22 protein-coding genes are annotated in these 23,511 nt (G+C 68.3%); 7 read left to right on the top strand and 15 right to left on the bottom strand.

Going from position 1 to position 23,511, the window contains the following annotated elements; translation table 11 throughout:
• Positions 1-2: 2 nt before the first annotated feature.
• The 3 genes from AC1IQ6_RS01250 (at position 3) to AC1IQ6_RS01240 (ending at position 1,791) form a co-directional block, all read left to right on the top strand.
• A complete protein-coding gene (locus tag AC1IQ6_RS01250) occupies positions 3-1,091 on the top strand; it encodes an HlyD family secretion protein (RefSeq protein WP_485865685.1) in 1,089 nt (362 codons plus the stop codon).
• 229 nt (positions 1,092-1,320) lie between these two features.
• The gene (locus AC1IQ6_RS01245) at positions 1,321-1,542 is read left to right on the top strand and encodes a hypothetical protein (RefSeq protein ID WP_111826144.1); all 222 of its coding nucleotides are present in this window, start codon (positions 1,321-1,323) and stop codon (positions 1,540-1,542) included.
• Between the two features lie 30 nt (positions 1,543-1,572).
• Positions 1,573-1,791: a hypothetical protein gene (locus tag AC1IQ6_RS01240; RefSeq protein WP_111826145.1), complete on the top strand. Its 219-nt coding sequence runs from the start codon at positions 1,573-1,575 to the stop codon at positions 1,789-1,791.
• A gap of 39 nt (positions 1,792-1,830) precedes the next feature.
• On the opposite strand, the gene AC1IQ6_RS01235 is transcribed toward AC1IQ6_RS01240, so the two are convergent.
• Genes AC1IQ6_RS01235 through AC1IQ6_RS01215 form a run of 5 tightly spaced genes read right to left on the bottom strand, consistent with a single transcriptional unit; the run spans position 1,831 to position 6,182 of the window.
• Positions 1,831-2,817, bottom strand: coding sequence for a fumarylacetoacetate hydrolase family protein (locus AC1IQ6_RS01235; RefSeq protein WP_485866542.1), 987 nt, complete (start codon positions 2,815-2,817; stop codon positions 1,831-1,833).
• Positions 2,818-2,834: 17 nt separating this feature from the next.
• Positions 2,835-3,368, bottom strand: coding sequence for a VOC family protein (locus AC1IQ6_RS01230; protein ID WP_485865684.1), 534 nt, complete (start codon positions 3,366-3,368; stop codon positions 2,835-2,837).
• A gap of 18 nt (positions 3,369-3,386) precedes the next feature.
• Positions 3,387-4,361, bottom strand: coding sequence for a Bug family tripartite tricarboxylate transporter substrate binding protein (locus AC1IQ6_RS01225; RefSeq protein ID WP_485865683.1), 975 nt, complete (start codon positions 4,359-4,361; stop codon positions 3,387-3,389).
• A gap of 31 nt (positions 4,362-4,392) precedes the next feature.
• Positions 4,393-4,593, bottom strand: coding sequence for a hypothetical protein (locus AC1IQ6_RS01220; RefSeq protein WP_102773125.1), 201 nt, complete (start codon positions 4,591-4,593; stop codon positions 4,393-4,395).
• Positions 4,593-6,182, bottom strand: coding sequence for an FAD-dependent monooxygenase (locus tag AC1IQ6_RS01215; protein WP_485865682.1), 1,590 nt, complete (start codon positions 6,180-6,182; stop codon positions 4,593-4,595). The genes AC1IQ6_RS01220 and AC1IQ6_RS01215 overlap by 1 nt, the downstream gene beginning before the upstream one ends.
• A 150-nt stretch (positions 6,183-6,332) precedes the next feature.
• Here AC1IQ6_RS01215 and AC1IQ6_RS01210 point away from each other — a divergent pair, with 150 nt between their 5' ends.
• Positions 6,333-7,133 (top strand): LuxR C-terminal-related transcriptional regulator, encoded by an 801-nt coding sequence (locus AC1IQ6_RS01210; protein ID WP_102773123.1) that lies wholly within the window; start codon positions 6,333-6,335, stop codon positions 7,131-7,133.
• A gap of 3 nt (positions 7,134-7,136) precedes the next feature.
• Here the strand turns inward: AC1IQ6_RS01210 and AC1IQ6_RS01205 are convergent, their stop codons facing one another.
• Positions 7,137-7,940, bottom strand: coding sequence for a nucleotidyltransferase domain-containing protein (locus AC1IQ6_RS01205; protein WP_485865681.1), 804 nt, complete (start codon positions 7,938-7,940; stop codon positions 7,137-7,139).
• Between the two features lie 167 nt (positions 7,941-8,107).
• On the opposite strand from AC1IQ6_RS01205, the gene AC1IQ6_RS01200 reads away from it, so the two are divergent.
• From AC1IQ6_RS01200 to AC1IQ6_RS01190, 3 genes are all read left to right on the top strand, one after another.
• Positions 8,108-8,332, top strand: coding sequence for a CrpP-related protein (locus tag AC1IQ6_RS01200; protein ID WP_102773121.1), 225 nt, complete (start codon positions 8,108-8,110; stop codon positions 8,330-8,332).
• 109 nt (positions 8,333-8,441) lie between these two features.
• Positions 8,442-9,311: an alpha/beta fold hydrolase gene (locus tag AC1IQ6_RS01195; protein WP_485865680.1), complete on the top strand. Its 870-nt coding sequence runs from the start codon at positions 8,442-8,444 to the stop codon at positions 9,309-9,311.
• A 27-nt stretch (positions 9,312-9,338) separates the two neighbouring features.
• On the top strand, positions 9,339-9,833 hold the full coding sequence (locus AC1IQ6_RS01190) for a DUF305 domain-containing protein (protein ID WP_485865679.1): 495 nt from the start codon (positions 9,339-9,341) through the stop codon (positions 9,831-9,833).
• A gap of 45 nt (positions 9,834-9,878) precedes the next feature.
• On the opposite strand, the gene AC1IQ6_RS01185 is transcribed toward AC1IQ6_RS01190, so the two are convergent.
• From AC1IQ6_RS01185 to AC1IQ6_RS01145, 9 genes are all read right to left on the bottom strand, one after another.
• Positions 9,879-11,096 (bottom strand): pectate lyase family protein, encoded by a 1,218-nt coding sequence (locus AC1IQ6_RS01185; RefSeq protein ID WP_485865678.1) that lies wholly within the window; start codon positions 11,094-11,096, stop codon positions 9,879-9,881.
• A 13-nt stretch (positions 11,097-11,109) separates the two neighbouring features.
• Complete coding sequence (locus AC1IQ6_RS01180) at positions 11,110-13,014, bottom strand: CDC27 family protein (RefSeq protein ID WP_102773116.1); 1,905 nt, start codon at positions 13,012-13,014, stop codon at positions 11,110-11,112.
• A complete protein-coding gene (locus tag AC1IQ6_RS01175; RefSeq protein WP_168202219.1) occupies positions 13,007-14,035 on the bottom strand; it encodes a KpsE/RkpR family capsule polysaccharide export protein in 1,029 nt (342 codons plus the stop codon). Before AC1IQ6_RS01175 ends, AC1IQ6_RS01180 begins: the two co-directional genes overlap by 8 nt.
• 121 nt (positions 14,036-14,156) lie before the next feature.
• Positions 14,157-14,876 carry an ATPase gene (locus AC1IQ6_RS01170; protein WP_102773114.1) on the bottom strand — a complete coding sequence of 240 codons (720 nt, stop codon included), beginning with the start codon at positions 14,874-14,876 and terminating at the stop codon, positions 14,157-14,159.
• 9 nt (positions 14,877-14,885) lie between these two features.
• Positions 14,886-16,223 carry an ABC transporter permease gene (locus tag AC1IQ6_RS01165; RefSeq protein ID WP_102773113.1) on the bottom strand — a complete coding sequence of 446 codons (1,338 nt, stop codon included), beginning with the start codon at positions 16,221-16,223 and terminating at the stop codon, positions 14,886-14,888.
• A 7-nt stretch (positions 16,224-16,230) separates the two neighbouring features.
• Positions 16,231-17,391, bottom strand: a complete 1,161-nt coding sequence (locus tag AC1IQ6_RS01160; protein ID WP_102773112.1) for a polysaccharide biosynthesis/export family protein — start codon at positions 17,389-17,391, stop codon at positions 16,231-16,233.
• A gap of 42 nt (positions 17,392-17,433) precedes the next feature.
• Positions 17,434-19,491, bottom strand: a complete 2,058-nt coding sequence (locus AC1IQ6_RS01155) for a glycosyltransferase (protein WP_111826155.1) — start codon at positions 19,489-19,491, stop codon at positions 17,434-17,436.
• On the bottom strand, positions 19,488-21,968 hold the full coding sequence (locus AC1IQ6_RS01150) for a hypothetical protein (RefSeq protein ID WP_485865677.1): 2,481 nt from the start codon (positions 21,966-21,968) through the stop codon (positions 19,488-19,490). The genes AC1IQ6_RS01155 and AC1IQ6_RS01150 overlap by 4 nt, the downstream gene beginning before the upstream one ends.
• Positions 21,969-22,007: 39 nt before the next feature.
• Positions 22,008-23,267, bottom strand: coding sequence for a nucleotide sugar dehydrogenase (locus AC1IQ6_RS01145; RefSeq protein ID WP_111826157.1), 1,260 nt, complete (start codon positions 23,265-23,267; stop codon positions 22,008-22,010).
• Positions 23,268-23,511: the final 244 nt, after the last annotated feature.

Raw genomic sequence — 23,511 nt, 5'->3', positions numbered from 1 at the left:
CTATGCCTCAGCTCAAGACCGGCAAGACCGCCGTCGGCGCCCTGCTCGCCGTCACCGTCGTCGCCGCGCTTTTCTACATCAACCGTCCGGAAAGCACGTCGGACCTGCAATCGACCGACTACGCCTATGTGCGCGCCGACTTCACCCAGGTCGCGCCGCAGGTCTCGGGCCGCGTCGCCGAAGTGCTGGTCGAGGACAACCAGCGCGTGGAGCCGGGACAGCTGCTGGCGGTGATCGATGACCGCGACTTCGCCATCGCGCTGGAGCACGCCCGCGCCAGGGTCTCCAGCGCGCAGGCCGTGATCGACAGCCTGGACGCCCAGATCGCCCGCCAGGAAAACGAGATCGAACGGGCGCAGGCCACCGTCACGGCCGACAGCGCATCCCTGCGCCTGGCCCGGGCCGATCTGGCGCGCTACCGCAATCTGGCGGCGGACGGCGCCGGCACCGTGCAGGCGCTGCAGCGCGCGCAGGCCCAGGCCACCATCCACGGCGCCAATCTGGAAAAGGACCGGGCCGCCCATCAGGCCGCGCTGCGCCAGCTCGACATCCTGCGCGCCGAACTGCGCAAGGCGCGGGCCGCGCTGGCGCAGACGAAGGCCGAAGAGGCCGCCGCGGAACTGAATCTCTCGTATACGCGCATCACCGCCCCGATCGCGGGCACCGTGGGCCAGCGCGCGCTGCGCGTGGGGGCCTTCATCGCCACGGGCAAGCCCGTGGCCGCGATCGTGCCGCTGGACGCGGTCTACATCGAAGCCAATTACCGCGAAACCCAGCTCGCGCGCGTGCGCCCCGGCCAGCCGGTGAAGATCCGCGTGGACGCGTTGCCCGGCGTCACGCTGCGCGGCACAGTCGACAGCCTGGCGCCGGCCAGCAACGCCAGTTATGCCCCGCTGGGCCCGCAGAACGCCACCGGCAACTTCACCAAGATCGTGCAGCGCCTGACCGCCCGCATACGCCTGGACGCGGACCAGCCGCAGGCCGCGCGCCTGCGCGTGGGCATGTCGGTCGAACCCGAGATAGACGTGTCCGCCGAGCCGGCCGCCGGCCGCAAGGTCGCCGCGCGCGGCGCTACCTCGTATTCCGACTGATTCGAAGCCCCTGCGGGCCGGATATCGGCGTATCTGTGGCGTGTTCCAAGTACTGGAACCGAAACTTTCACCAAATCATGTGAGGACAATTTTCAGCGTTTTCCCCGCAATCGCCGTAGGCCCCAAGGCCCGCCCATACACAATGTCGGATTTGAAGCGATTTTCTAATAGCGCCTGGTTATTTGCCTGACTAGGCTGGCCCTGAAGCTGCCAAAAAAGGAAAGAAGAAATGCACAGGGCCAGTGAACAGGAACACGACAAGCAGGCGCTCATCATCGGCTGGATTCTGGACGGTCCCAGGCCCGTCTTCACCGATGTGATCAGCGAAGTCCGCAGGTGGATGGACGATGGGCTCGAGGTCTATGAAGTGACCCGGGTCCACGGCAGCAGTGGCAAGCACCTCAGCCCTTTGGAGGCCCGCAGTCCGCGCCGCGCGCGGGCCGGCCTGTGACGGGCGGGGCGCCGTACAGGAGGAAAAACAATGAGAACCGGAGTCATCAGTCTCAACGGTTACCGTCTCGAGTACAAGCTGTGCGAAGTCTCGTTGCGGCCGGGCTGGAACGTGTGGGTGCGCACCTCGCCCCACAAGAGCTGGACGCAGATCGGCACGGGCGATCGCGTGTTCGCCAATGAACATGCCGCCATGAGCGGCGTGAAGCACACGGCCGAGGAACTCAACGCGCGGCGCCTGAAAATATAGCGGCGCGGGGCCTGCCCCGCGCCGCGTCTGCCGCCGGCCTCAGCGGCCGCGCACCTTCACCGCCTGGTCGATGGCGCCGAACAGCGATTGCCTGCCGTCCAGCGCCTCGATGCGGACCCGGTCCCCGTGCCGCAGGTAGGGGCGCAGGTCTTGTTCCGGCGCGCCGTCCAGGATCTGGCGCACGCGGGCCTCGGTGATGCAGGCGCTGCCGGCGGCCGGGTCCTCGTTGCTGATGGTGCCCAGGCCGATGATGCTGCCCGCGCCCAGCGCCCGCGTGCGGGCCAGGTGCGCGATGACCTGCGAGAAGTTGAAGATGGTCTCCACGTTCGAATGGGGCTGGCCGAAAGCCACGCCGTTGATCGAGATGTGGACGCGGAAGTTGGGCATGCTGTCTTTCCACAGCGCGCCCAGCGCCGCCGGCGTGAGCGCGATGGGCGCGAAGCTGGTGGCGGGCTTGCTCTGGTAGAAGCCGAAACCCTTGGACAGTTCGTCGGGAATCAGGCCGCGCAGGGACACGTCGTTGAGCAGCACCACCAGCGCGATGCATTGCTCGGCCTGCTCGACGCTGACGCCCATGGGCACGTCCTTGGTGATGACGGCGACCTCGGCTTCGAGGTCGATCTGGTGCGCCTCGTCGACGGCCTCGATGTCGTCCTGGGCGCCCAGCATGACGTCGGAGCCGCCCTGGTAGACCAGCGGCTCGGTTTCATAGCGCGGCGGAATGGGCTCCTTGCGCCATTGATAGATCAGGCGCGCGTGATTGCGGTAGACGGACGCGTCGGCCCACTGGTAGGCGCGCGGCAGCGGCGCCATGCAGGCGGCCGCCTCGAAGGCCGGCGCGCCGGCCCAGCCGGCGGCGTCCAGCGCCTCGCTTTGCGCGAGCAGCCGCGGCGCGAGCGCGTCGAAATCATCCAGCAGCGCTTGCAGCGTCGGAGCGGCCTGCGCGGCCGTCCAGTGCTGGCCGGCCGCGTCGACCAGCATCAGCTGGCCGTCGCGGGCGCCGTTCTTGCGCGTCGCCAGACGCAAAGGCAGGTTGGACAGCGTCATTGCATTCCTTTGCCGGCGGTCCGGCCGGATTGGGTGTCGGTCCATGCGCGCAGCGTCTGGTGGGCGGTCTTGGCGAAGCCGGCGACGACCTCGGCCGGCGCCACCTCCACCGTCAGCTCCAGGCGGAAGCCGTTGGGATCGAAGAAGTAGACGGATTCGATGTAGCCGTCGTGGTCGGTCACGCCCAGCACCTCGATGCCGTGCGCTTCCAGCCTGGCCTTCATCGCCACCAGGTCATCCATGCTGTCGACGCGCAGCGCCATGTGGTTGACCCAGGACGGCGTGTTGGGCGAAGGCAGCGCGGCGGTGTCGTCGCCCAGGTCGAAGAAGGCGATGTGCGAGCCGTCGGCCATGCGGAAGAAGATGTGGACGTACGGGCAATAGTCGCCCGTGCTGGGCACGTGGTCCTTCTTGATGACGTGCACCAGCGGCAGGCCCAGGATGTCTTCGTAGAAGTGACGGGTTTCCTCGGCGTTCTTGCAGCGCCAGGCGAAGTGGTGCAGACCGTGTACGGGACGGGGCGAGTTCATGTCGTACTCCTTTCTGGATCAGTCCAGAACGATGTTGGCCTGGCGGATGACCGCCCCCCATTTGAGGGACTCCGCGCGGGCCAGGGCCTTGAATTTTTCGGGCGTGCTGGGCAGCGGCTCGAAGCCGAAATCGCTGAAGCGCTGCAGCACGTTCGGATCGCCCAGCGCCGCGTTGAGCTGCCGGTTCAGCAGCGCGACGACCTCGGCCGGCATGCCGGCCGGACCCAGCACGCCTTGCAGGGCGAAGACCTCGACGTCGTTGACGCCCTGCTCCGCCAGCGTGGGCACGTCCGGCACGGCGGCCGAACGCTGCGCGGTGCCGATGGCCAGCGCGCGCACCCGTCCGGACTTGATGTAGGAAATGCCGGACGCGAGATCCAGGAACATGACGGGCACGTGGTTGCCCAGCAGGCTCTGTATGGCGGGCGCGGCGCCCGCGAAGGGCACGTGCGTCAGGTCCGTGCCGGTGCGGCTCTTGAACAGTTCCATGGCCAGGTGATGCGGCGAGCCGTTGCTGACCGAGGCGAAGTCGACCTTGCCCGGGTTGGCGCGCACGTAGGCCAGAAACTCGGCCAGGCTGCGCGCCGGGAAGTCGGGATGGACCACCAGCAGCAGCGGAAAGCGGCCAATGGCGCCGACGTACGTGAAGTCGTTCTCGGGGCTGAACGCAAGCTTCTTGAACAGGTGCTCGTTGAAGAACAGCAGCGCGTTGTCGGCCGACATGATGGTGTAGCCGTCAGGCTTGGACCGGGCCACCAGGTCGGCGCCGATATTGGTCGAGGCGCCCGGCCGGTTGTCGATCATGAGCTGCTGGCCCAGCTTGGGCCGCATGCTTTCGGCCAGCGCGCGCGCCAGATTGTCGGTGCCGCCGCCGGCCGGATAAGGCACCACCCACTTGATGAGGCGGTCCGGATAGGCGCCCTGGGCGGCGGCGCAGGCCGGCCCCGCCAGGGCGCTGGCGGCGAGCAGCTTGAGTACGTGACGACGATTCATGGATGGTTCTCCCCCGGTGTTTTTCTTGGACTCAGCCTGCCGACAGCGACGGCTGCGGCAGGTCTTTCAAGGCGGCGTCGATGGCGGCCTTGCAGGCCGCCTCGTCGCCCAGCCGCTCGAACAGCAGCAGGGCCAGCCTGGACAGGAACAGCGACTCGCGCTCCCGGCCGGCCTGGCCGATCGCGTTGCTGCAATAGGTATAGACGCGGTCCTGCGCTGCGGCGTCGAACATCACGACGGACTCCTCTGGATTTGGCATGCTTGGGCAATGGCGGCCTGCACCCTGGCGGCGTCGGCGCGCCGCCAGCGCGCACAGACATGGCCGTCGGGCCGGACGAGATAGGCGGTTCCTTCGGTTGCGCCATAGGCGCGCGCGGCGGGGCTGGAGACCGGCGCCGCCACCGCGCGACAGGGCACGGCGCCGGCGTCCCGCGCCAGCGCCATCGGCTCGGGCCCGAAGCACAGCAGCGTGAACGCGTCGCCGGCCAGCAGATCCGTGACGAAAACCCCGTCTCGCACCGGCGCGTCATCCAGCGGCGCGCCGGGCGGCGGACCGGCCTCGAACGCATCGCTCGCGGCCGACAACGCCGAGGACTGGTAGTGGATGGCGTGCGTCTGGCGCGGGTTGATCAGCCGCGCGATGCCCGGATGCGCGCCCGCCAGCGACAGCGCGGCCTCGCGCATCAGCTCGAAGCCGCGGTGCGGCGGCGACATGAATTCGGTGCTGCGCATGGCGCTGGCCGCGTTGACGTGAAACGCCTCGGTGCGCTCCTGGCTATAGCTGTCCAGCAGCGCGTCGCCGGCCTGCCCGCGGATGCGCGCGGCCAGTTTCCAGGCCAGGTTGTCGGCGTCGTCGAAGCCGGAATTCAGGCCGCGCACGCCGAAGATCGGCATGGCGTGGGCCGAGTTGCCGGCGAACAGGATGCTGCCGTGGCGGTAGCTGTCCAGCGTCATGGCGCCGGCGCGGTAGATCGAAGTCCAGACCGGCGTCCACGGCAGGTGGCCTTCGCCGATCGCGTCCAGGTGGTTCTGCACGAACGCCCGGATCTGCGCGGGCTCCATCACCTGGGCCGCGTCCTGCCCGGCGGCCAGCTGGTAATCGACGCGCCAGATGTCGTCCGGCTGGCGGTGCATCAGTATCGTGGTGCCCCGCGCCCAGGGCGGATCGAACCAGGCCCGGCGCTCGGTGGGCGACTTGCTGGGCAGTTCGATGTCGACGATGGCGTAGCGCCCCTGGTATCCCACGCCTTTGAGTTCCAGGCCCAGGCTGTTGCGCACGAAGCTCTGGCCGCCGTCGCAGGCCACCAGCCAGTCCGCCCGGGCGTCGTAGTCGCCCAGCGGGTTGCTGACGGTCACGGCCACCCCGTCCGCCTCCTGCCGCACCGCGGTGATCCTGCTCTGCCAGCGGAAGTCGATGGTGCCCGGCCGCTTCCGGTTCACCGCGGCGATCTCGTCGAGCAGGTACTGTTCGATGTAGTACTGCTGCAGGTTGATCATGGGCGGGAACTTGTCCGCCTCGCCCGTGGGCATGTCGAAGCGGAAGACCTCCCGGTCGCCATAGAAGCTGCGCCCGCGGGTCCAGGCCAGACCCTTCTCCATGAAGCGCGCGACCACGCCCAGCCGGTCCAGGATCTCCAGGCTGCGCCGGGAGATACAGGCGGCGCGGCTGCCCTCGCAGACGGAATCGTCGGCCTCGATCACCACGCTGCCCACGCCCCGGCGGGCCAGCCCGAGGGCGACGGCCATGCCCACCGGGCCGCCGCCCGCGATCAGCACCGGGTGCCGGCCGGGCTCGTCGCGCCCGGCCAGGCCGGCGGGCATCCGCGGCGCATAGCGTTGATACGTGAAAGGTCCGATATGTGTAAGCGGCACGATTGGCAAGCCCTGGTTTTTCGTACATTGATGTCGAACAATTATCTGGCTTGCCGCCGCTTAAAATGTCATACAAAAATACGACGTACTAGCCCGAGCATGAAAGTCACCCGCCTGTCCTCGAACGCCGCTTCGGCCAGTCCGCAGCTCGCCCTGCGCCTGATCGAAGCCATCGGCTCGCACGCATTCGCCACGCAGGTGCTGGAATCCCTGGAAGACTTCGTGCCGGCCAGCCACTGCACCATCTTCGGGCTCAAGAGCAACGGCCGCATGGAGGCGCTGTCCAGCGCCAGCGCCATCGGCCAGATCGCCACCATCACGGCGGTGGACTACATGCAGATGGGCTTCGACCAGCTCGACTCGAACACGCTGTGGCTGTCCAAGCGCAAGCCGGGCCGCGAACGCCAGTTCTGGATGGGGCACCAGTTCGCCAGCGACGTGACCCACGCGCGCTACCGCCAGCTTTGCTACGACGTGCCCGGCATCCGCGAGCGCCTGTCGCTGCTGTCCGTCTTTCCCGACGGCTACCGGATCTCGCTCAGCCTGTACCGCAACCATTCATATCCCGACTACAGCGTGGCCGACATGCACTGGCTGTCGCTGCAGGCGCCGATCCTGGCGGCCGCGGTGCTGCGGCACGTGACGCTGTTTCCGCAATCGCTCACGCCCCGCGCCTCGGAACAGGAACTCATTTCCACGCTGTCGTATCGCGAGCGCCAGATGGTCGCCCACATCCTGGACGGCCTGACGACCAAAGAGGCGGCCGCGCGCATCGGCATCGCGCAGACCACGGCGGCCACGTACCGCTACCGGGCTTTCCGGCACCTGGGCGTGGGCACGCTGGGCGAGCTGTTTGCGCTGATGCGCAGCCCGCCTGCGCGCCGCAAGCACTACCGATAGCGGCTATGGCGCCGCCGGCGGCGCGTGCCGGTTCACGTAATCGAGCAGTGCGTCCGGCATCGCCTGCACGGGATCGCGCGGCGGCGCGTCGCTTCGCAGGTCGACGTAAAGCGCGATCGCGGCCAGCAGCGCCGCGCGCACGGACTCGCGCTCATGCGCGGCCACGGTGGCCGCCAGCCGCGCGCTGGCCGGCGGCGGCAGCCTCTCGATCTTCCTGACGCCGCGCTGCGGCCCGCCGGCCCGGCGGTGCAGCATGGGCCCCAGCACCTGGTCGCGCAGCAGGCCCAGGATGCCGATGGCTTCGAACAATTCGCCGCGCGCCAGCTTGGCGGCGCCGTAATGCAGCCAGATCCATGCCCTGCGTTCGAACCATTCGGGCGTGGCGGCCGGCCATGCGATCGCCGCGGCCTCCAGCCGCGCCTCGATCCACTGGCGGTCGCGCGCGAACAGCACGGCCGGCCGCTCCACCCGCCGCTGCAGCTCCGCCGCGGTCACGAACTTCAGGTCCACGTGCAGCAGTTCCGGGCCGTACAGGCAGATCAGCAGCCTGGGCTCGCCCACGTGCTCGCCGGTAAACGCGGAAAGCAGCCCGCCGATGCGCTCGGTGAACGCCAGGCGCGAGGCCATGACGTCGTCATAGCTGGCGTCGTCGCAGACGATGACGAAGTCCAGGTCCGAATACGGGTCCAGGCCGCCGTGGATATACGAGCCTCCGACCAGCAGCGCGATCATGCGCGGGTCCGCCGCCACCGCCGCGCGGACTTTTTCCAGGAACCCGCCGTGCAGGGCGGGAAGCGTGTCTGCCATGTCGAATCCTCCGAACCGGCAGGCCAGATTACCGAATCCGCCGCCCCGCGGACAAGCGTCCCCGATAGCCGCGCTGCCCGGCATACCCGTGCGGCAATACTATTGCGGTTTATATCCGTCAATTTCATACTTCCAGCCCGGGCCTGTACTTCCACGGAGGTGCTGCGGTGTATGACGACATCCGAAAGCAAGGGGCGCGGGCCGCCCGCGAGGGGCTGACCCTCTGGGACTGTCCCTACTTCCGGGCGGATGCGATGCCCGGACACACGGGCGAATCTCCCGAAAAATGGCGGGCCAAGGTCGAAGCCTGGGAGGCCGGATGGAGAGCCGAGGTCGGCATCCGCCGGCCGCCGCCGGCGCGCAGCCGGCCGGCCAGGCGGCGCGGCGCCTAGTGTCCCGTCCCGTCGATACGTCCGCACGCGCGCCCTCGCCGGGGCGCGCGCGGCTTTCGGCACGCCGCTTGCTGACTCACGCCGGCACCGCTGTTGAAGAGCCCGCGCCATGATCGAGCACGATGTCGAAGTCGGCGACCTGACGGTCCATTTCTACGATTCCGGAAAAATCGAGGGTGCCACCTTGCTGGTCCTGCACGGATGGCCCCAATCCGCGTGCTGCTGGTTCGAGCTCATGTCGCGCATGAGCGGCCTGCGGGTACTGGCGCCCGATCTGCCCGGTGTCGGCGCCTCTTCGGGACGTCCGCCGCGAGGCGACAAGCGCGCCCTGGCCGCCATCCTGCTGCAAGCGCTCGACCGCCTACAGGTCGACCGGTTCTGCGTGGCCGGCCACGACGTGGGCGGGATGATCGCCTACGCGCTGATGCGCATGCAGCCCGCGCGGCTGAGCTGCGGCGCCATCATCGGCGTGTCGGTGCCGGGCGTAGCCCCCTGGACGCGCGTGGCCGCCGATCCGGCGCTATGGCATTTCGGCCTGCACCGGGTGCCACACCTGCCCGAAGTACTGGTGCGCGACCACGTCGCGGAGTATTTCGATTTCTTCTACACGGCGCTGCGCGGCCCGGCGGGCGGCGTGCCGGCGCGCAACCGACAGGCGTATTGCCGCGCCTATGCGCGCCCCGACGCCCTGAGCGCCGGCTTCGACTGGTATCGGGCGTTCGACGAAGACGCCGCCGCCAACGCCGCCGACGCCGGCCCCTGCACCGTGCCCCTGCTTTACGTGCGGGGCGGCGACGACGCCGCCGCGCTCGAAAGCCATGCCAGCGGATTGCGGCAGGCGGGCTTTGCCCGGGTCGAGACGGCGCGCATCGCGCGCGCCGGCCACTTCGTCCCGGACGAGGCGCCGGCCGAACTCGCCGCCCTGCTCACCGGTTTCATCGCCGAATTCGGCTGGAGCGAGCTGGCGTCGCACCCGTAGGCCGCCACCGACGGATACCCCCCAGCCATGAAGCACAGCCCAACCGATTCCGCCCACGACAGCCACGCCGGCCGGCCGTACCTGAAGTTCTGGATCAACATGGCGCTCGGCCTGGCCGTCATGTACTTCGTGATGTTCTCGATGATCGACGGCAGCCGCGACTTCCGCAACAACCTGAACATGTTCTACATGGCCGTCACCATGTGGGCGCCCATGGGCATCTTCATGCTGGCGACCATGCCCGGCATGTTTCCGCGCAAGACGCTGAACCTCGTGCTGGGCTGCCTGTTCTTCGTGCTGACGGCCGTGTCGTTCGCCGCCACGCGCCGCCAGGCCGCGATCGACGACCGGCAGTTCATCGCCTCGATGGTCCCGCACCATTCCGGCGCCATCCTCATGTGCCGGCAGGCGTCGCTGACCGACGCCGAACTGATCGAGCTATGCAGGAACATTGCCGCCGGGCAGCGGCGCGAGATCGAGCAGATGAACGCCATCGCGGCGCGCCTCGATTCGCGCCGTTGAACGCGGCGCCGGCATCGCTGGATACCGATAGAGTGAAATCCTGCTTCAGCGCCGCGCGTCGGCGCAATCCGCGCCGGTGCGCCTTGCGGGCAACGGCGTGTCGCCGCCGGTATTGCCCGCGTACCGCCGGATCTTCTCTGCCAGCTCCGGCGTGGCGCGCTCGTAGCCGTAGCAGTATGGCGGCGTCGGCGCGGCCTCGGGGCGGTAATCCTGCAGCACCGGCTTGGCGTCGCCCAGGTACAGATTGTCCTTCAGCCGCAGAAAGGCCTTGTGGTCCTGCGTGTAGCCGTGTTGCGCCTTGCGCCGCTCGTACGCGCCGCGGTCCGATTCGCCGTTCGGCAGCGCGCTGCGTTCGGAGGCGATGGGGATATAGCGGCAGTAGTTCACGTTGACGCCTTCCACCGTGGGGTAGAACTCGGGCTCCACGCACTTGCGCCGCGTATCGTTGCTGAAGATGTTGCCCTCGATCAGGGCCTTGGCCTCCAGGCTGAAGCTCATGCCATAGAAGTCCCAGTTCTCCAGCAGGTTGTTGTACAGGTGGAAGGTGCCGAACTGCCCGCGCGGATTGCGCTGCACGGTGTTGAAGAAGTAGTTGTGGTGCAGCGTGACCCGCGCGATCGAATCGCGGCCGTAGTTCTGGAACAGGTTCTTGGAGGTGATGTTGTTGAGCAGCATGACCTTGTTGGAATCATGGAACTTGGTCCACGAGATCGTGACGTCGGTCGAGCCGTTCTTCACGTTCAGCAGCCGGTCCGACATGCGCGACAGGTCGAGATGGTCGACCCATACGTCGCGGCTGCCGTTGGCCACGTTCACCGCCTGCGTCAGCCGCTTCAGGCGGCCGTCTATGGTCAGGTGCGTGAGGATGACGTTGCGGCTGCCGTACACGCCCAGCCCGTCGTCGATCAGCGCCACGCGCCTGCCGCGCCCGTCTATGGTGACATTGGACGGCACGCGCAGCTGCGATTCCAGCACGATGGTCATGTCGGACGCGAAGCGTATCCACGCTGGTCCCTTCTTGGCCTGCGCGAGCGCCGCGCGCAGCGTGCCCGGCCCGGCGTCCCGGTCCGACGTGACCTCGATCCAGCGTCCGCCCTGGCCGCCCGTGGCGCGCGCGCCGTAGCCTTCGCGCTGCGCCAGCAGCCCGGAGACCAGCGGACAGTCCGCGTCCGGCGTCGCGCAGGAATCGGCGGCCTGGACCGTGCCGCCGTACAGCAGCGCCAGGACCAGCAGGCCGCGCATCGCGCTCAAGATCGGCTTCATGGCGTGTCGCTCCCTATCGTTGCGCCGATCGGTCCGCGGCCGCGACGTGACGCCAGATCCCGCCGCTCAGGCGCAGGTCTTCCGGCGGGCCGGCCAGGTGCTCCCTGAGCCGTTCGAAATAGGCCTGCTGCCAGCGCTGCGCGTAAGCCTCGGCGTCCTCGCCGGGCGCGGCCGAAGGCAGCATCTCCAGCGTATAGGCCACGCGCCCGTTCTCCCAGCGCGGCGCGTAGAACACCGAAGGCACGCCCAGGCGGTGCGCGAGGTGCGAGGCGAAACCGGAGTAGGTGACCTGCTGGCCCGCGAAGGTGGTGCGCGGGGCGGCCGGATTGGCCGCGCCGTCTATCGCCAGGCACAGCACGTAGCCCGAGCCCAGCGCGCGCATGCAGGCCTTGGCGACCTGGGCCTCGGTCTGGTCGGCGGTGGAGATCAGGGCGGCGGAATAGCTGCTCTGCGCGATGCTGGGCGCGGTCGCCAGCCAGCGCGACGGAATGCCCAGCAGCTCCAGCGCCATGAGACCGGCATACATCGGCCCCACGTGCGCGGTGGCCACCACCACGCCGCGGCCGGCCGCCAGCAGCGGCGCGAAAAAGCGCTCGCCGGTGTCGAGTTCGCCCAGCAGCTGCATGGCGTCCTCGACGTCGTCCTCGCGGCATTCGAGCCAGTCGAACAGCAGATGGTCCATCAGATGGCCCCAGCGCGCGCGGCGCTCCCATTGCGCGCGGTCCACGCTCTGGTCGCCGCGCAGCGACCAGGCCCAGTCGAGCCGGGCCTGCGGAATCGGCGCGGTGTCGAGCTTCGTCTCCAGCTGCGCCATGGCCTGCTCGAAGGTGGGCGGCAGCTGCAGGTTGCGGCGGGCGACGTAATGCTCGAACAGCGCCTCGGCCTCCTGCTTGCGGCCCGCCTGCGACAGCGCGCCGATGGCCGAGCGCTGCCAGATCTGCTTGTCGGGCGATTTCTCCACCAGGTGCAGCATCTGGTCGGCGGCCTCGTCGTACTGCTGCGTGTAGCGCAGGGCGCGGGCGTACAGCGCGCGCGTCTGCTCCAGCTCGGGCGCCAGGTCCAGCGCCTGCTTGAGCGGTGCGACGGCCTCCTTGTAGCGCCCGGCGCGCAGCAGGGTCTCGCCGTACAGCGTCAGCAGCCTGACGTCGGCGGGCGCGGCCTGCAGGCCCGCCTCGAAATGCGCCGGCGCGTGCGTCTTGCGGTCGTCCTCGCCGCCGCGGCGCAGCAGCGCCAGCCCGAGCGAGGTGCGCAGCGGCGCGCTGTCGAGGCCCGCCTTCAGCGCCGCCTCGCCCAGCATGATGGCGGCTTCCACCCGTTCGTCGTCGAGCAGGGCGCGCAGGGCCACGGTGGCCACGCGCTCGTTCGGCAGCTGGTCGGGGTCCAGCGCCGCGGCGATGCGGGCGGCCTCGGCCGCGTCGCCGTTGCGCACGAAAGCCAGCAGCCACCAGTAGGTTTCGTCGGCGTCGCGCTGCGCCAGGCCCACGGTGGCGCGGGCCACCTCGGCGGCCTCGGCCTTGCGGCCGGCCTGCACGCGCAGCTGAATGCGGGCGGCATGCAGCGCCGCGGTGTCGGGTTCGATCGCGGCGGCCGCGTCGGCCTCGGCGATGGCGCGGTCCCATTGCTCGGTGCGCGCCAGCAGGCTGGCCAGCAGGCGGCGGTCGTCGGCGCGCGCCGGATAGGCGGCCGCCAGCCGCTCCAGCGCGGCGATGGCCGGTTCCAGCCGGCGCTCGCGCACCAGCGGCGCGACCAGCAGCCGGCGCACGTCGCGCCAGCCCTCGCCCGTCTGCGCCAGCGCCGGATCGAGCCGGGCCATTTCCTGCGCCGGATCGGGCGCGCCGAGGATTTCCTGGATGACGCCGCGCAGCCGCGCCGTGGCGTCGGCCTGCGCGCGGCGTTGTTCGATAAGCGCTTCAGCCATGACGCAATCCCCTCAGCAAAGCCATCGCGACACGGGCGATGAACATCAATACGAAGCCCAGCGCCAGCGCCTGCAGCAGCAGAATCCCCGTGCGCGGGCTGCTGGGCCGGTCCGTGGGCACCGGCTGGGCGATGATGGACAGATAGCGCTGCAGGCGCAGCGTGTCGGTCATCGCCTGCTGGTACGACTGCTGCGCCAGGGTCAGGTTCGAATCCGCGAAGGCCTGGGTGTTGCGCAGCGCCTCGTACGACTTGAGCTGCTGCGCCTCGGTATTGCCCTGGCCGCTCAGGCGCTGGCGCACCGATTTCAGCCGCTTCTTCAGCGACGCCACCTGGAGTTCGGCCGGCTTGAGCATGAAGTGGTCCTTGTTGCCCAGCGCGCGGATCTTGTCGAGATTGGTCTGCGCGCTGCTCAGCTCGGTTTCGAGCTGGCTGGACAGGTTAAGCAGCATCGACACGGTAGCGGTCGGATCGATATTGCCGTGCGAGGTGCGCCAGGCCGTCAGGGCTTCGCGCGCGGCCAGCGCCTCTTTCTCGGCCAGCCTGACCGACTCTTCGCTGACCTTCAGCTTGTCGGCCACGCCTTTCTCGTTCATGGAGCTGACGAACTCCTCGGCCAGGACGATGAGTTCCTTGGACAGGGTTTCGGCGTGCTGCGGCGAGAACGCGCTCACCCGCAGCACGTCGATCTGCTCCAGCGCGTTGAACGAGACGTGCACCGCGGCCCGGTATGCGCGGTACAGCTCGTCCTCGCTGGAGTCCTCGTCCAGGCGGTTCAGCGGGTCCAGGCCGGAATTGGCCAGGAACTGGCGCAGCCCCACCTTGCGGTCGAGCTGGCGCATGCAGTCGCGCGACTTGAGGAACTCGCTGACCGCCCAGCCGTCGACGAAACCGCCCAGCATGCCGCCCATATTGCCCGTGGTGATCAGGCTGGCGGCCCCGCCGCCGCCCTGCTGGCCGGAGGCGGACTGCACGAAGAAGCGCGACTCCGCCTCGTAGCGCGGCGTGGCGACGAACAGCACGTAGGCCAGCGCCAGCGCCACCGGCGCGACCACGATGGCCGCGTTGATCCAGCGGTGGCGGCGGCGCTCGCGCAGCGCGGACTCGCGCTCGCGGCGGCGGCGCGCGATCTCCGAGCCGCCTTCAGAAGCCGAACTGGCTTTCCTCGAAGTTTCCTGCGAGGAGCTCATCGCCTGCGCCGCCGGAGTCGCCTCTTGATCGCCTCGGCGGGTACTTCTGGAGGCATTGGTCGAGGTCGTCTTCGATGCGGAGGGCGCTTCGTTCATAAATCAAGCCTTTGTAGCAGTAGTCCGCCAGCTGGTTCTGGCGGTAACTGGAGAAAATGAGTGTCCGGCCGACCAGCCGCTCTTCGAACAGCGCCAGCCACAGCCGGGTGAAACGGCAGGGTTCGAAGGGAATGGACCCCTCGATCACGTAGACGTCGAACGCCGGCGCCAGCGCCAGCGCGAACGAAAACTCCTGCCGCGCGTAGAGCGGCCAGTGCTCCATGGGCCTGGCCAGGAACTTCGGGTCGCTGACCAGGTCGGCGACCAGTTCGTAGGTGGCGTCGGCGTCCAGTTCGTACATCTCGCATACGAAGTCGATCATGCTCAGGCCGCTGGCCTTGCCGCGGATGAAGCCCTGGCGGCCTATCGCCCACGAAACGTTGCCGTCGTGCTTGACGAAGCCCTGGCGCGGCGGCCGCAGATTGCACAGCAGGTCCACGAGCTGGCGGTGCATTTCCGGCGCCGGCGACAGCAGGGCGTAGCGGCCCACCGGAATGTCGAGCGTGGCGCGCGACAGCAGCGGCTGCCGGCTTCCGTAGGCATAAGGCTCGTCGGTCACGCCATTGAGATGGATCATCGTCTTGCCTCACATCGGCTGGACATTGGGGCGGGCCAGCCGTTCGCCCGCCAGGGCGACCACGAACAGGAACACCAGCGCCGTCAGGAAGTAGCCCAGGCTCGCGTCCTGCGATTCGTAGGCGTCGAAATAGACCGAGCGCAGCAGTTGCATGCCGTGGGCGAACGGAGACCACAGCATCCACGGGCGCAACTGCTCGGGCAGCTGTTCCGACACGAAGAACACGGCCGCGAAGATCTGCAGGAAGCGCTCGATCACCGGCGCCAGCCGCAGATAGAACGGCCAGAAGGTCGCGATCGAGCCGAACAGCAGGCCCATGGCCGAGCCGCAGCATCCCATCAGCACCACGTACAGCACGAAGCCCGCCCAGCTCTGCGGCAGCGTGATCAGCTCCAGCGCATGGCCGGCGCTGATCAGCACCGCGAACACCACCAGGTACACCGATACATAGATCATCGCCTGCACCAGCGCGCACATCAGCGGCGTCACCCCCTGGAAATTCAGCAGCCCGCGGGCCGACACGTAGGCCGCGCTGCTTCTGAAGATGACCTGGCGGAACATGATCCAGGTGGTGGCTCCCAGCAGCGAGAAGGTCTGCACGTCCATGCCCATGATGAAGTGCGTACCCATCAGGATGTACAGCGACGAAATCAGCGTCAGCAGCACCACGGGCCCGACCAGCGCCCACAGCAGCGCGATGCGGCTCTCGCCGTGCATGACGTGCAGCTGGTAGATGACCATCGCCAGCAGCGTGCGTCCCACCGGCCGGCCGCGCGCGGCCGTCGGCTGCGGCGCTTCGTGCAGCACTTGCAGGCGCTCGCGCAGCGTCGCGAGATCGCCGGCCTCGTCGGGCGACAGCTCGATCTCCATCGCGATGTCGTTGCGCGAGGCATGGCGGCGCGCCTCGCGCGCCTCGTCCTGCTTGCGCCGCTCCACGCGCCGCGCGTGCGCCGCGGCCAGGCGCGCGTCCTCGGCTACCAGCCTGGCCGGCATGTAGCCGGGCGCGAACACCTCCACGCCCTCGCGTATGTCCTGCTCCAGCAGGCGCACGATGATGCGCAGGCGGCGCCGCGAAAAGTCGGCCAGCGTCTCGTCGACCTTGCTGCGCCCGATCTCCGCGTCCAGCTCGGCCTGCACGGCCTCGTACACCGCACGCCGGGCCGCCACCGAATCGTGCGGCTCGCCCTGCAGCCGCGCCAGCAGCGGCTTGAGCAGCACGTCCGGTTTGGCCTGGGCCTCGAACAGCGCGGCCGGGTCCAGGCGCCAGACCGCGGCGCCGGACCCTACTGCGTAGTCGCTGCTTTTACGGCGCGAGCGCCATCCCTTGATCCTGTCCTCGTTGCTCATCGACACGCTATTGGGTGATGGCCGACGAGTTGGAGGAACCCGAATCGCTGTCGATCGCCCGCGTGGCGCTGAAGCCCGCGCTCATGGTGACGCGGAATGCCGACAGGACCTTCTGCACCTGCGTGAACGGCGCGTCCGAAATATAGATGGCCTGGCCTTCGTGCACGGTGAATTCGCGCGCCAGCGCCACCTGCTCGGGTCGGGTCATGTCGAACTGGTAGACCACCGGCAGCTTGTCCGGCTTGCCGTCCACGCCGGCCGTGGCGGGCGTGAACAGGAACACCGAGCGCGGGTCGGCCGTCTTGTCGTCCAGGCCGCGGGCGTCGGCCAGCGCGTCCAGCACGCTGTAGTTGCGCTTGCTGATGGCCACGCGGCCCTGGTTGCCGGCCGCGCCCAGCACGGTCAGGTATTCGCGCGAGTCGTAGGCGGTGATGACGTCGCCCGGACGCAGCAGGATGTCGTTGTTCTGGTTGCGGTAGATGTCCGACAGCCGCACCGAGGCCACCTGGTTGTCGCGGCGCAGGCTGATCACCAGCTGCTCCGGATTGGTCTGCACCGGCGCGCCCTGCGCCAGCGCGCTGCTCAGGCGCTGCGACGTCTGGGTGATGGGATACATGCCGGGCTTGGTCATGTTGCCCTGCAGGGTGACCATCTGGCCGCGCGCGTCGGCCGCGCGCGTCACGCTGACGTCGGCCCCCATGACCAGCTTGCTCAGGCGCGCCACGATGGCGTCGTGCAGCTGCGCGAGCGTCATGCCGGCGGCCTGGAACTTGCCCAGGATGGGGAACTGGACGTAGCCCTGCCGATTGATTTCCTGGTTGCCCAGGTCGCTCACGCCGGACGGGTCGGCCGCGAACACGCCCAGCCCGCCGCGCTCCCACACTTTCACGTTGATGCCGTCGCCGGGAACCAGGCGGTCGAACCCGGCCTGCGTGAGATCGCGGTAGCTCACCGGAAAATCGGCCACGTCGGGCACCCTGCTGGCCTGCGCGAGCTCGCGCGAGACGGGCATCACCACGACGTCCTTGTCGTCGTGGGCGCCCGTCATCTCGCTCAGCATCGGCCCGGAACGCGGCAGCTGGCACCCCGCAAGCGTCGCGGTGGCAAGCAGCAGCATGGCCAGGGCCGCCTTTCTACGCGGACCCCAGGCCGGGACGTTCATTTGCATAACTACCTTTATCTCCAGGACATCGGTTGGATCGGTGCGGACTCAGGCCAGCATCCGCTGCATCGGAAAATCGATGCGCTCATCGTTCTCGGATACCGGCATGACCGGCACGCACAGGCTCAGGAACTTGCGCAGCATGGCGTCGAGCGAAAACACTTTCTGCGCGCGATGGCGGCTCTGTTCCTTGATGGTTGCGTCGCTGCGCGCCAGGTCCACCATGGAGGCGACCTTGTCGCAGGCCTCGTGCATGTCCGGATGCTCGACGTCGCTGAGCAGATGGCCCGTGACGTTCTCCACGAAGCACTCGCCCGCGCCGCCGGCCGGCGTCGACACCACCGGCACGCCCAGCAGCTGGGCCTCGATCAGCACGTTCGGCAGGCCCTCGTAGCGCGAAAGCAGCACGCTGGTGTCCATCTGCGAATACCAGTAGCCCACGTGGTTGGACAGGCCCACCAGCAGCAGCCTGTCGGTCACGCGCAGCTCCTCGGCCAGCGACACGATGTTGTCGTGCAGGCGGCCGTCGCCGACGATGACGAAGCGCGCCTGCGGCCGCCGCTTCAGGTATTGCGCGGCCATCTTGATCCAGAGCTGCGGCCGCTTGTCCGGCTCCAGCCGGAACACCCCGCCGATGGTCTCGGTGGCGTCGGGCGTGCTTTGCTGGAAGGCGCGCCACTTTTCCTCGTCCGTCGCCGAAGCGTCGGTCGCCAGGTCCGGCACGCCGTTGTACAGCACGTGAAAGCGCACGATGGGTATGCCCAGCCATTCCGCATAGGCCTCGGCGGCCTTGCGGCTGTTGCTGACGAAGTACACGCCGGGCACCTGGGCCAGGGCCTGGTACAGCTCGGGATATTCTTCGCGGAAGCGGTCCTTGCGGATGTTGGGCGGCAGCCCGCGGAACACCAGGTGGATGGTGGGCGCGCCGGCCAGCAGCGCCGCCAGCGCCCCGAACAGGCAGGTGCCGTCCTGCCACAGGCTGACCACGTCGAAAGGATTGGTGCGCAGCACCGGCGCAAGCCGCGTCACGCCGTAGTGCACCGGCGGCGGCAGCTGCTCCAGCAGGCGGCCCAGGCCGGCGTCCGGCACCTGCTGGTGCGACACCGAGACGGCGGGCAGCTTGTTGATCTCCGTGACCGGAATCTGCGCCTTGGTCAGCACCGGCAGGAAGAAGTCCAGGCCCTGCTTCTTGGGCGAGCCCGCGGGCTCGGTGTGCTGCTTGACCATCACTTCGACTTTCTCAGGCCGCATCACGACCGAGGACGGCCGGCGCTCGGGCGACTCGGCCATGCGGGTCAGCTCGTTGGCCAGCCGCGTCAACTGCCGCTCGGCGCCGCCCGGTCCCAGGCTGCCCGTGACCAGCGCAACCGACACCGGCTTGTCCGGCGACTGCTCGGGAATCTCCCGGCCGCGGAAGTGCAGGATCGCATGCTTCATCGAAATGATGCGGACGTCCTTGCCGCTGAGCTCGCGGTCCGGCTCCAGGGCCTGGTAGAAGGCGTAGTCGCTGGCCAGTCCGCTGGCCAGTTCCTCGGCCTTGCTGCCGGGCGCGAGCTGGTCGGCCACGGGCGCGATGGCCTCGAACGCGTCTGCCACCAGGCCGCGCTTGCGCAGGCGCTTGGCGAACTCGATGCGCATGTTGCGATCCGGGTAGTGCGCGATCAGCCTGCGGAACAGCGCGTCGGACTGCTCATGGGCGCGGATGTCGCTGAGCAGCTTGGCGCGCGCGAACAGCCGGGCCGGGCTTTTCGAGGTCTCGGGCAGATGGCGGTCGACCAGCGCCAACGCGTCGTCCAGGTGCCGTTCCTTCACCAGCCGGGTCGCGCAATAGCGCACGATCTCCAGGTCGTCCGGGCATTCGTTCAGCAGCGTGGACCACTGCTCGGACATGCCCTCGTTCAGGCCGGCCGCCTCTTTCAGGCGCAAGAGCAGATAGCGCACCTTCGAGTCGGCCATGTGGCCGCGCGCCAGCGCGTGGGCGCGCACCAGGTTTTCCTGCGCCAGTTGAACCCGCCCCGACGCCGCAACTATTTCCTCGAGCTGCGCCTGGACGTGCTGGAGCTGGGAGGCCTGGTCCTCCTGTTCGGTCATCAATGGTGGGTTCATGCCGCCTTCCTGCGATTGGCCTTTTCGATCCACACCAGGCAACGCTGGATGTAGTGGTCGAACTGCGCCGGGTTGTCGGAACGTTCCTTGAGCAGGCGCCAGTACGGCAGGGCCTGTTCGAAGCGGTGCAGGCGCATGGCGCCGACGGCGGCCAGGCGCAGGCCGACGGGATCGTCCGGAACCAGTTGCAGGATGCGTTCGCCCAGCGCCAGGCGCTCATTGGTGCTGGACGAATCCAGCGCCCGCGCCTCGGCGTACAGCACGGCCAGCACGCGGCGCTTTTCGTGGTCGATTTCCGTCATCTCCGGCCACGAGCGGCCGACCCGGTCCAGCAGGGTCCAGGCGCCCTGGTGGTCGCCGGCAGACAGCATTTCGCGGGCGCCGCGGATCGCGCGCGGCCCGAGGCGGCCGAGCTGGCGCTCCGCTTCTTCCTTCGCGCCCTGGTCGGCCGAGGCATGGGCCTGCACCGCCTTGTAGGCGTCGATGGCTTCGCCGAACCAGCCGCCGTTGAACGCCGCCCGCGCGAAGAACAGCTTGGCGCTGAACGGCGCGGATTCGGCGGCCGCGGCGCGCTGGAGATGGCGCATGGCGGTCTGCTTGTCGCCCAGCGCGTCGGCGGCGCGGCCGCGCATGGCGTCGAGCTCGGGGAAATCGGCCTGGGTGTCCAGGGCGATGTCCGTGAGGTCCATGACTTCCTTGTGGTTGCCCGCCAGCAGCGCGGCGCGCACGCCCAGCCGCATGGCGCGCTCGAACGCGCGCTGGGCGCGCACCCCGGTCAGCGCCTCGGGATTGAGCAGGCGATGCGCGCAGATGCGTTCGGCGGCGTCGCGCAGGCGTCCCTCTTCCAGCGCGCGGGCGCCTTCTTCCGCCCAGACCGGCGACTGCGACTGCAGCCAGGACTGGATCTCTTCATTCTCGCTGTCGTTCAAGCCGCAAGAGACCGCCAGCGTGGCCGCCGCCATGATGCTGCCGCGCCACGAGGCTTCCTTGACCAGCTCCAGCGCTTCCATCGGCTCCAGCGCGGGCGTCTCGGACGCCAGGGCGCGCAGGCCCGCGCGGTCGCCGGCCACCAGCCGGTCGCGCCACAGCACCGCGAAACCGCGGCCGTAGGACGGATTGGCTGCGCGCACCTCGTGCACCCAGCGGATCGCGGCCTCCATGTCGCCGCTGGCCTGCAGCAGCGACAGCACCGTGTCGGCCGCCTCCAGCGCCCAGGCGTCCTGCGGCGCGGAGATGCGGAACAGCCGCTTCCAGTTGCTCAGGGCCTCGTCCGCATAGCCCAGCTGGCCGGCGCAGACGGCGGCGGTGCGCACGATCTCGGGGGTTTCGATTTCATCGCCCAGCAGGCCGGCGGCCAGCGGATAGGCCAGGTCGTGGCGGCCCAGCTTGAAATGATTGCGCATCAGGATCTGCTCGGCCTTGCTGCCGGAAGCGACCGAGCCGTCGGCGCTGCCCAGCAGCGCCAGCGAGCCTTCGTAATCGCCCAGCTCTTCCTGGATGCGGGCCGACAGCAGCACGTGGTCGGGCAGGCCGGGATGACGGCGCAGCACATCGCGCAGGCGGCGCGAGGCTTCGCGCAGCTCGCCCGAATCCCACAGCTTCTCGATGCGTTCGGCGCTGTCCTCGGCGCTCAGCTTGGCCGCGGTGGGCTGCGAGGTGGACGCGCCCATGCGCGGACGCATGTAGTTCTTGAACCATTCGGCGCCCAGGCGCTCGGCGAAGACCGAGGTGTAGTGCGTCAGGTCCAGCCCGCCGTGCTCCATCGCCTCGGCCTGGCCGATCTTGTTCATCAGCGGCGTCGGATCGTAGCAGGGCACGCCGATGCGTTCGGCGCCGGCGGTCATCGCGGCGATCAGCTGCTGGCGCTGTTCGATCGGCACGTTGTCCGGCGTCAGGGCGTTGACGTGGGTGACGAACACCACCTTGTCCTTGCCCAGCAGGTCGACCAGCTGCTGCATTTCCTGCTCGACCTCTTCGTCGGGCAGGTCGCGCTTGACGATGCGGGCCAGCAGGCTGGCGTCCTCGGCAGACAGGCTCTTGTAGACCGCGTCCTGCTCCAGCTGGGCGCGCCGCTCATCCAGCCGGTCGGGATGGGCCAGCGACCAGAACATGCGGGTGCGCGTGCGGTCGGCGAAGAACTCGCTGAAGTAGCGCACCAGGTAGTTGGACTGGATGGGATAGCCGTCGATGGTCAGCAGCTTGCGCGAGGACAGCTCGACCATGTAGAGGTCGGCCGGCTTGTGCGTTCCGTAGCGGGCCTGCTCGCCGTTGGACGGGCGGAAGATCAGGCGCTGGACGTCGGTGGGGATGTCGCGTTCGCCGAACATGAAGCGCGCCTGCTGCAGCGCCTCGGTGCTGGTGTGCACGAAGCCGTAATTGCGCCCCAGTTGCAGCTTGATCGGGTAGCGCCCCACCGCATCGCGCAGCGGCGTGTGGATGCGGCAGGTGCCTATCGGAGCAATGGTAAATGCAGCCATTCAGGGTCTCTCCTGTAGTGATGGATGACGAGCCCGAACTTAAAGAGTCCAGTACAAGAGGTCGGAGGAAAGGCGCTTGCTGTCGAGCACCGAGCGCAGGTCGCAGACCATGCCGCCGCGCTTGACCAGGGTCGGCAGGTCTTCCCAGATGGTTTCCATGGTTTCGCGGTGCGGCACCGCCAGGATCAGCACGTCCATGTCGCGGAACTCCTCGCGCGGCACGAGCTTGATGCCGTACTCGTGCTCCATCTGCTCGACGTCGACCATCGGGTCGCACGCCGTCGGCGTGATGCCGTAGGCGCCCAGGGCGTTGTACAGATCCACCACCTTCGAATTGCGGATGTCGGGCACGTTTTCCTTGAACGTCATGCCCAGGATGCCGACGCGGGTGGAGGCGTCGAGGCGGCCGTTGCGCGCCAGGGTCTGGACCACGCGCGAAGCGACGTGGCTGGCCATGCCGTCGTTGATCCGGCGGCCCGACAGGATGACCTCGGGGTGGTAGCCCATCTCCTGCGCCTTGGAGGTCAGGTAGTACGGGTCCACGCCGATGCAGTGCCCGCCCACCAGGCCGGGGGTGAACTTCAGGAAGTTCCACTTGGTGCCGGCGGCGGCCAGGACTTCCGACGTGCGGATGCCGACCAGGTCGCAGATCTTGGACATCTCGTTCATCAGCGCAATGTTGATGTCGCGCTGCGTGTTCTCCAGCACCTTGGCGGCCTCGGCCACCTTGATGGAGGAAGCGCGGTGCACGCCGGCGTCGATGATCTGTTCGTAGACCCCGGCGATGACTTCCAGCGAGGCCTCGTCCTGGCCGGACACGATCTTGACGATCTTCTCCAGCGGATGTTCGCGGTCGCCCGGGTTGATGCGTTCGGGGCTGTAGCCCAGCTTGAAATCGACGCCGCAGCGCAGGCCCGAGGCGCGTTCCAGCTCGGGGCCGCAGATTTCCTCGGTGGCGCCGGGATGGACGGTGGACTCGAAGACCACGATGCATCCGGGGCGCAGCACCGGACCTATGGACTGGCAGGCGCGCACCAGCAGCGAAAAATCGGGGTTATTGCGTTCGTCGACGGGCGTCGGCACGGCGACCACGAAAAAATCGCAGCCTTCCAGTTCCGAGACCTGGTGGGTGAACTGCATGGGGGAAGCAAGCAATGCATCGCGTTCGATCTCGCCTGTCCAGTCATCACCCTCTTTCAGTCGCGCGATTCGCCGCTTGTCCACATCAAAACCGATGACATCAAAGCGCTTGGAAAATGCCACTGCTACCGGCAGGCCGACATATCCAAGGCCACACACTGCGATTCTCTTTACCACGGGGGACCTCACTGTTTTCGTCGTGTCGTGCGACACTAGAAATTGACATCCAAAGACGAGTAATCGACATGACATCGAAATACGTTCGTGTTTGGACGGGCGTATTGCTTGTAGATTGTTTACATCCAGATACCCGGCTGAGCTTGCCGAGCGACGAGCCCACGAATCGTAGATGGGCCGAACAGCAAATTTCTTTCTAAAAATTTATATTGCTGTGGAAATAAAT

This window comes from Achromobacter sp. MUI-25009338 (assembly GCF_057359325.1).
The sequence above is the reverse complement of the archived record's forward strand: the minus strand, read 5'-3'. Positions and strand labels throughout refer to the sequence as shown.

Coding starts and splice junctions, on each gene's coding strand:
- AC1IQ6_RS01205 (WP_485865681.1), bottom strand. CDS start 7,940: ATGGCAGACACGCTTCCCGCCCTGCACGGCGGGTTCCTGGAAAAAGTC.
- AC1IQ6_RS01220 (WP_102773125.1), bottom strand. CDS start 4,593: ATGTTCGACGCCGCAGCGCAGGACCGCGTCTATACCTATTGCAGCAAC.
- AC1IQ6_RS01250 (WP_485865685.1), top strand. CDS start 3: ATGCCTCAGCTCAAGACCGGCAAGACCGCCGTCGGCGCCCTGCTCGCC.
- AC1IQ6_RS01185 (WP_485865678.1), bottom strand. CDS start 11,096: ATGAAGCCGATCTTGAGCGCGATGCGCGGCCTGCTGGTCCTGGCGCTG.
- AC1IQ6_RS01195 (WP_485865680.1), top strand. CDS start 8,442: ATGATCGAGCACGATGTCGAAGTCGGCGACCTGACGGTCCATTTCTAC.
- AC1IQ6_RS01240 (WP_111826145.1), top strand. CDS start 1,573: ATGAGAACCGGAGTCATCAGTCTCAACGGTTACCGTCTCGAGTACAAG.
- AC1IQ6_RS01210 (WP_102773123.1), top strand. CDS start 6,333: ATGAAAGTCACCCGCCTGTCCTCGAACGCCGCTTCGGCCAGTCCGCAG.
- AC1IQ6_RS01155 (WP_111826155.1), bottom strand. CDS start 19,491: ATGAACCCACCATTGATGACCGAACAGGAGGACCAGGCCTCCCAGCTC.
- AC1IQ6_RS01225 (WP_485865683.1), bottom strand. CDS start 4,361: ATGAATCGTCGTCACGTACTCAAGCTGCTCGCCGCCAGCGCCCTGGCG.
- AC1IQ6_RS01215 (WP_485865682.1), bottom strand. CDS start 6,182: ATGCCCGCCGGCCTGGCCGGGCGCGACGAGCCCGGCCGGCACCCGGTG.
- AC1IQ6_RS01160 (WP_102773112.1), bottom strand. CDS start 17,391: ATGCAAATGAACGTCCCGGCCTGGGGTCCGCGTAGAAAGGCGGCCCTG.
- AC1IQ6_RS01245 (WP_111826144.1), top strand. CDS start 1,321: ATGCACAGGGCCAGTGAACAGGAACACGACAAGCAGGCGCTCATCATC.
- AC1IQ6_RS01165 (WP_102773113.1), bottom strand. CDS start 16,223: ATGAGCAACGAGGACAGGATCAAGGGATGGCGCTCGCGCCGTAAAAGC.
- AC1IQ6_RS01190 (WP_485865679.1), top strand. CDS start 9,339: ATGAAGCACAGCCCAACCGATTCCGCCCACGACAGCCACGCCGGCCGG.
- AC1IQ6_RS01180 (WP_102773116.1), bottom strand. CDS start 13,014: ATGGCTGAAGCGCTTATCGAACAACGCCGCGCGCAGGCCGACGCCACG.
- AC1IQ6_RS01170 (WP_102773114.1), bottom strand. CDS start 14,876: ATGATCCATCTCAATGGCGTGACCGACGAGCCTTATGCCTACGGAAGC.
- AC1IQ6_RS01230 (WP_485865684.1), bottom strand. CDS start 3,368: ATGAACTCGCCCCGTCCCGTACACGGTCTGCACCACTTCGCCTGGCGC.
- AC1IQ6_RS01150 (WP_485865677.1), bottom strand. CDS start 21,968: ATGGCTGCATTTACCATTGCTCCGATAGGCACCTGCCGCATCCACACG.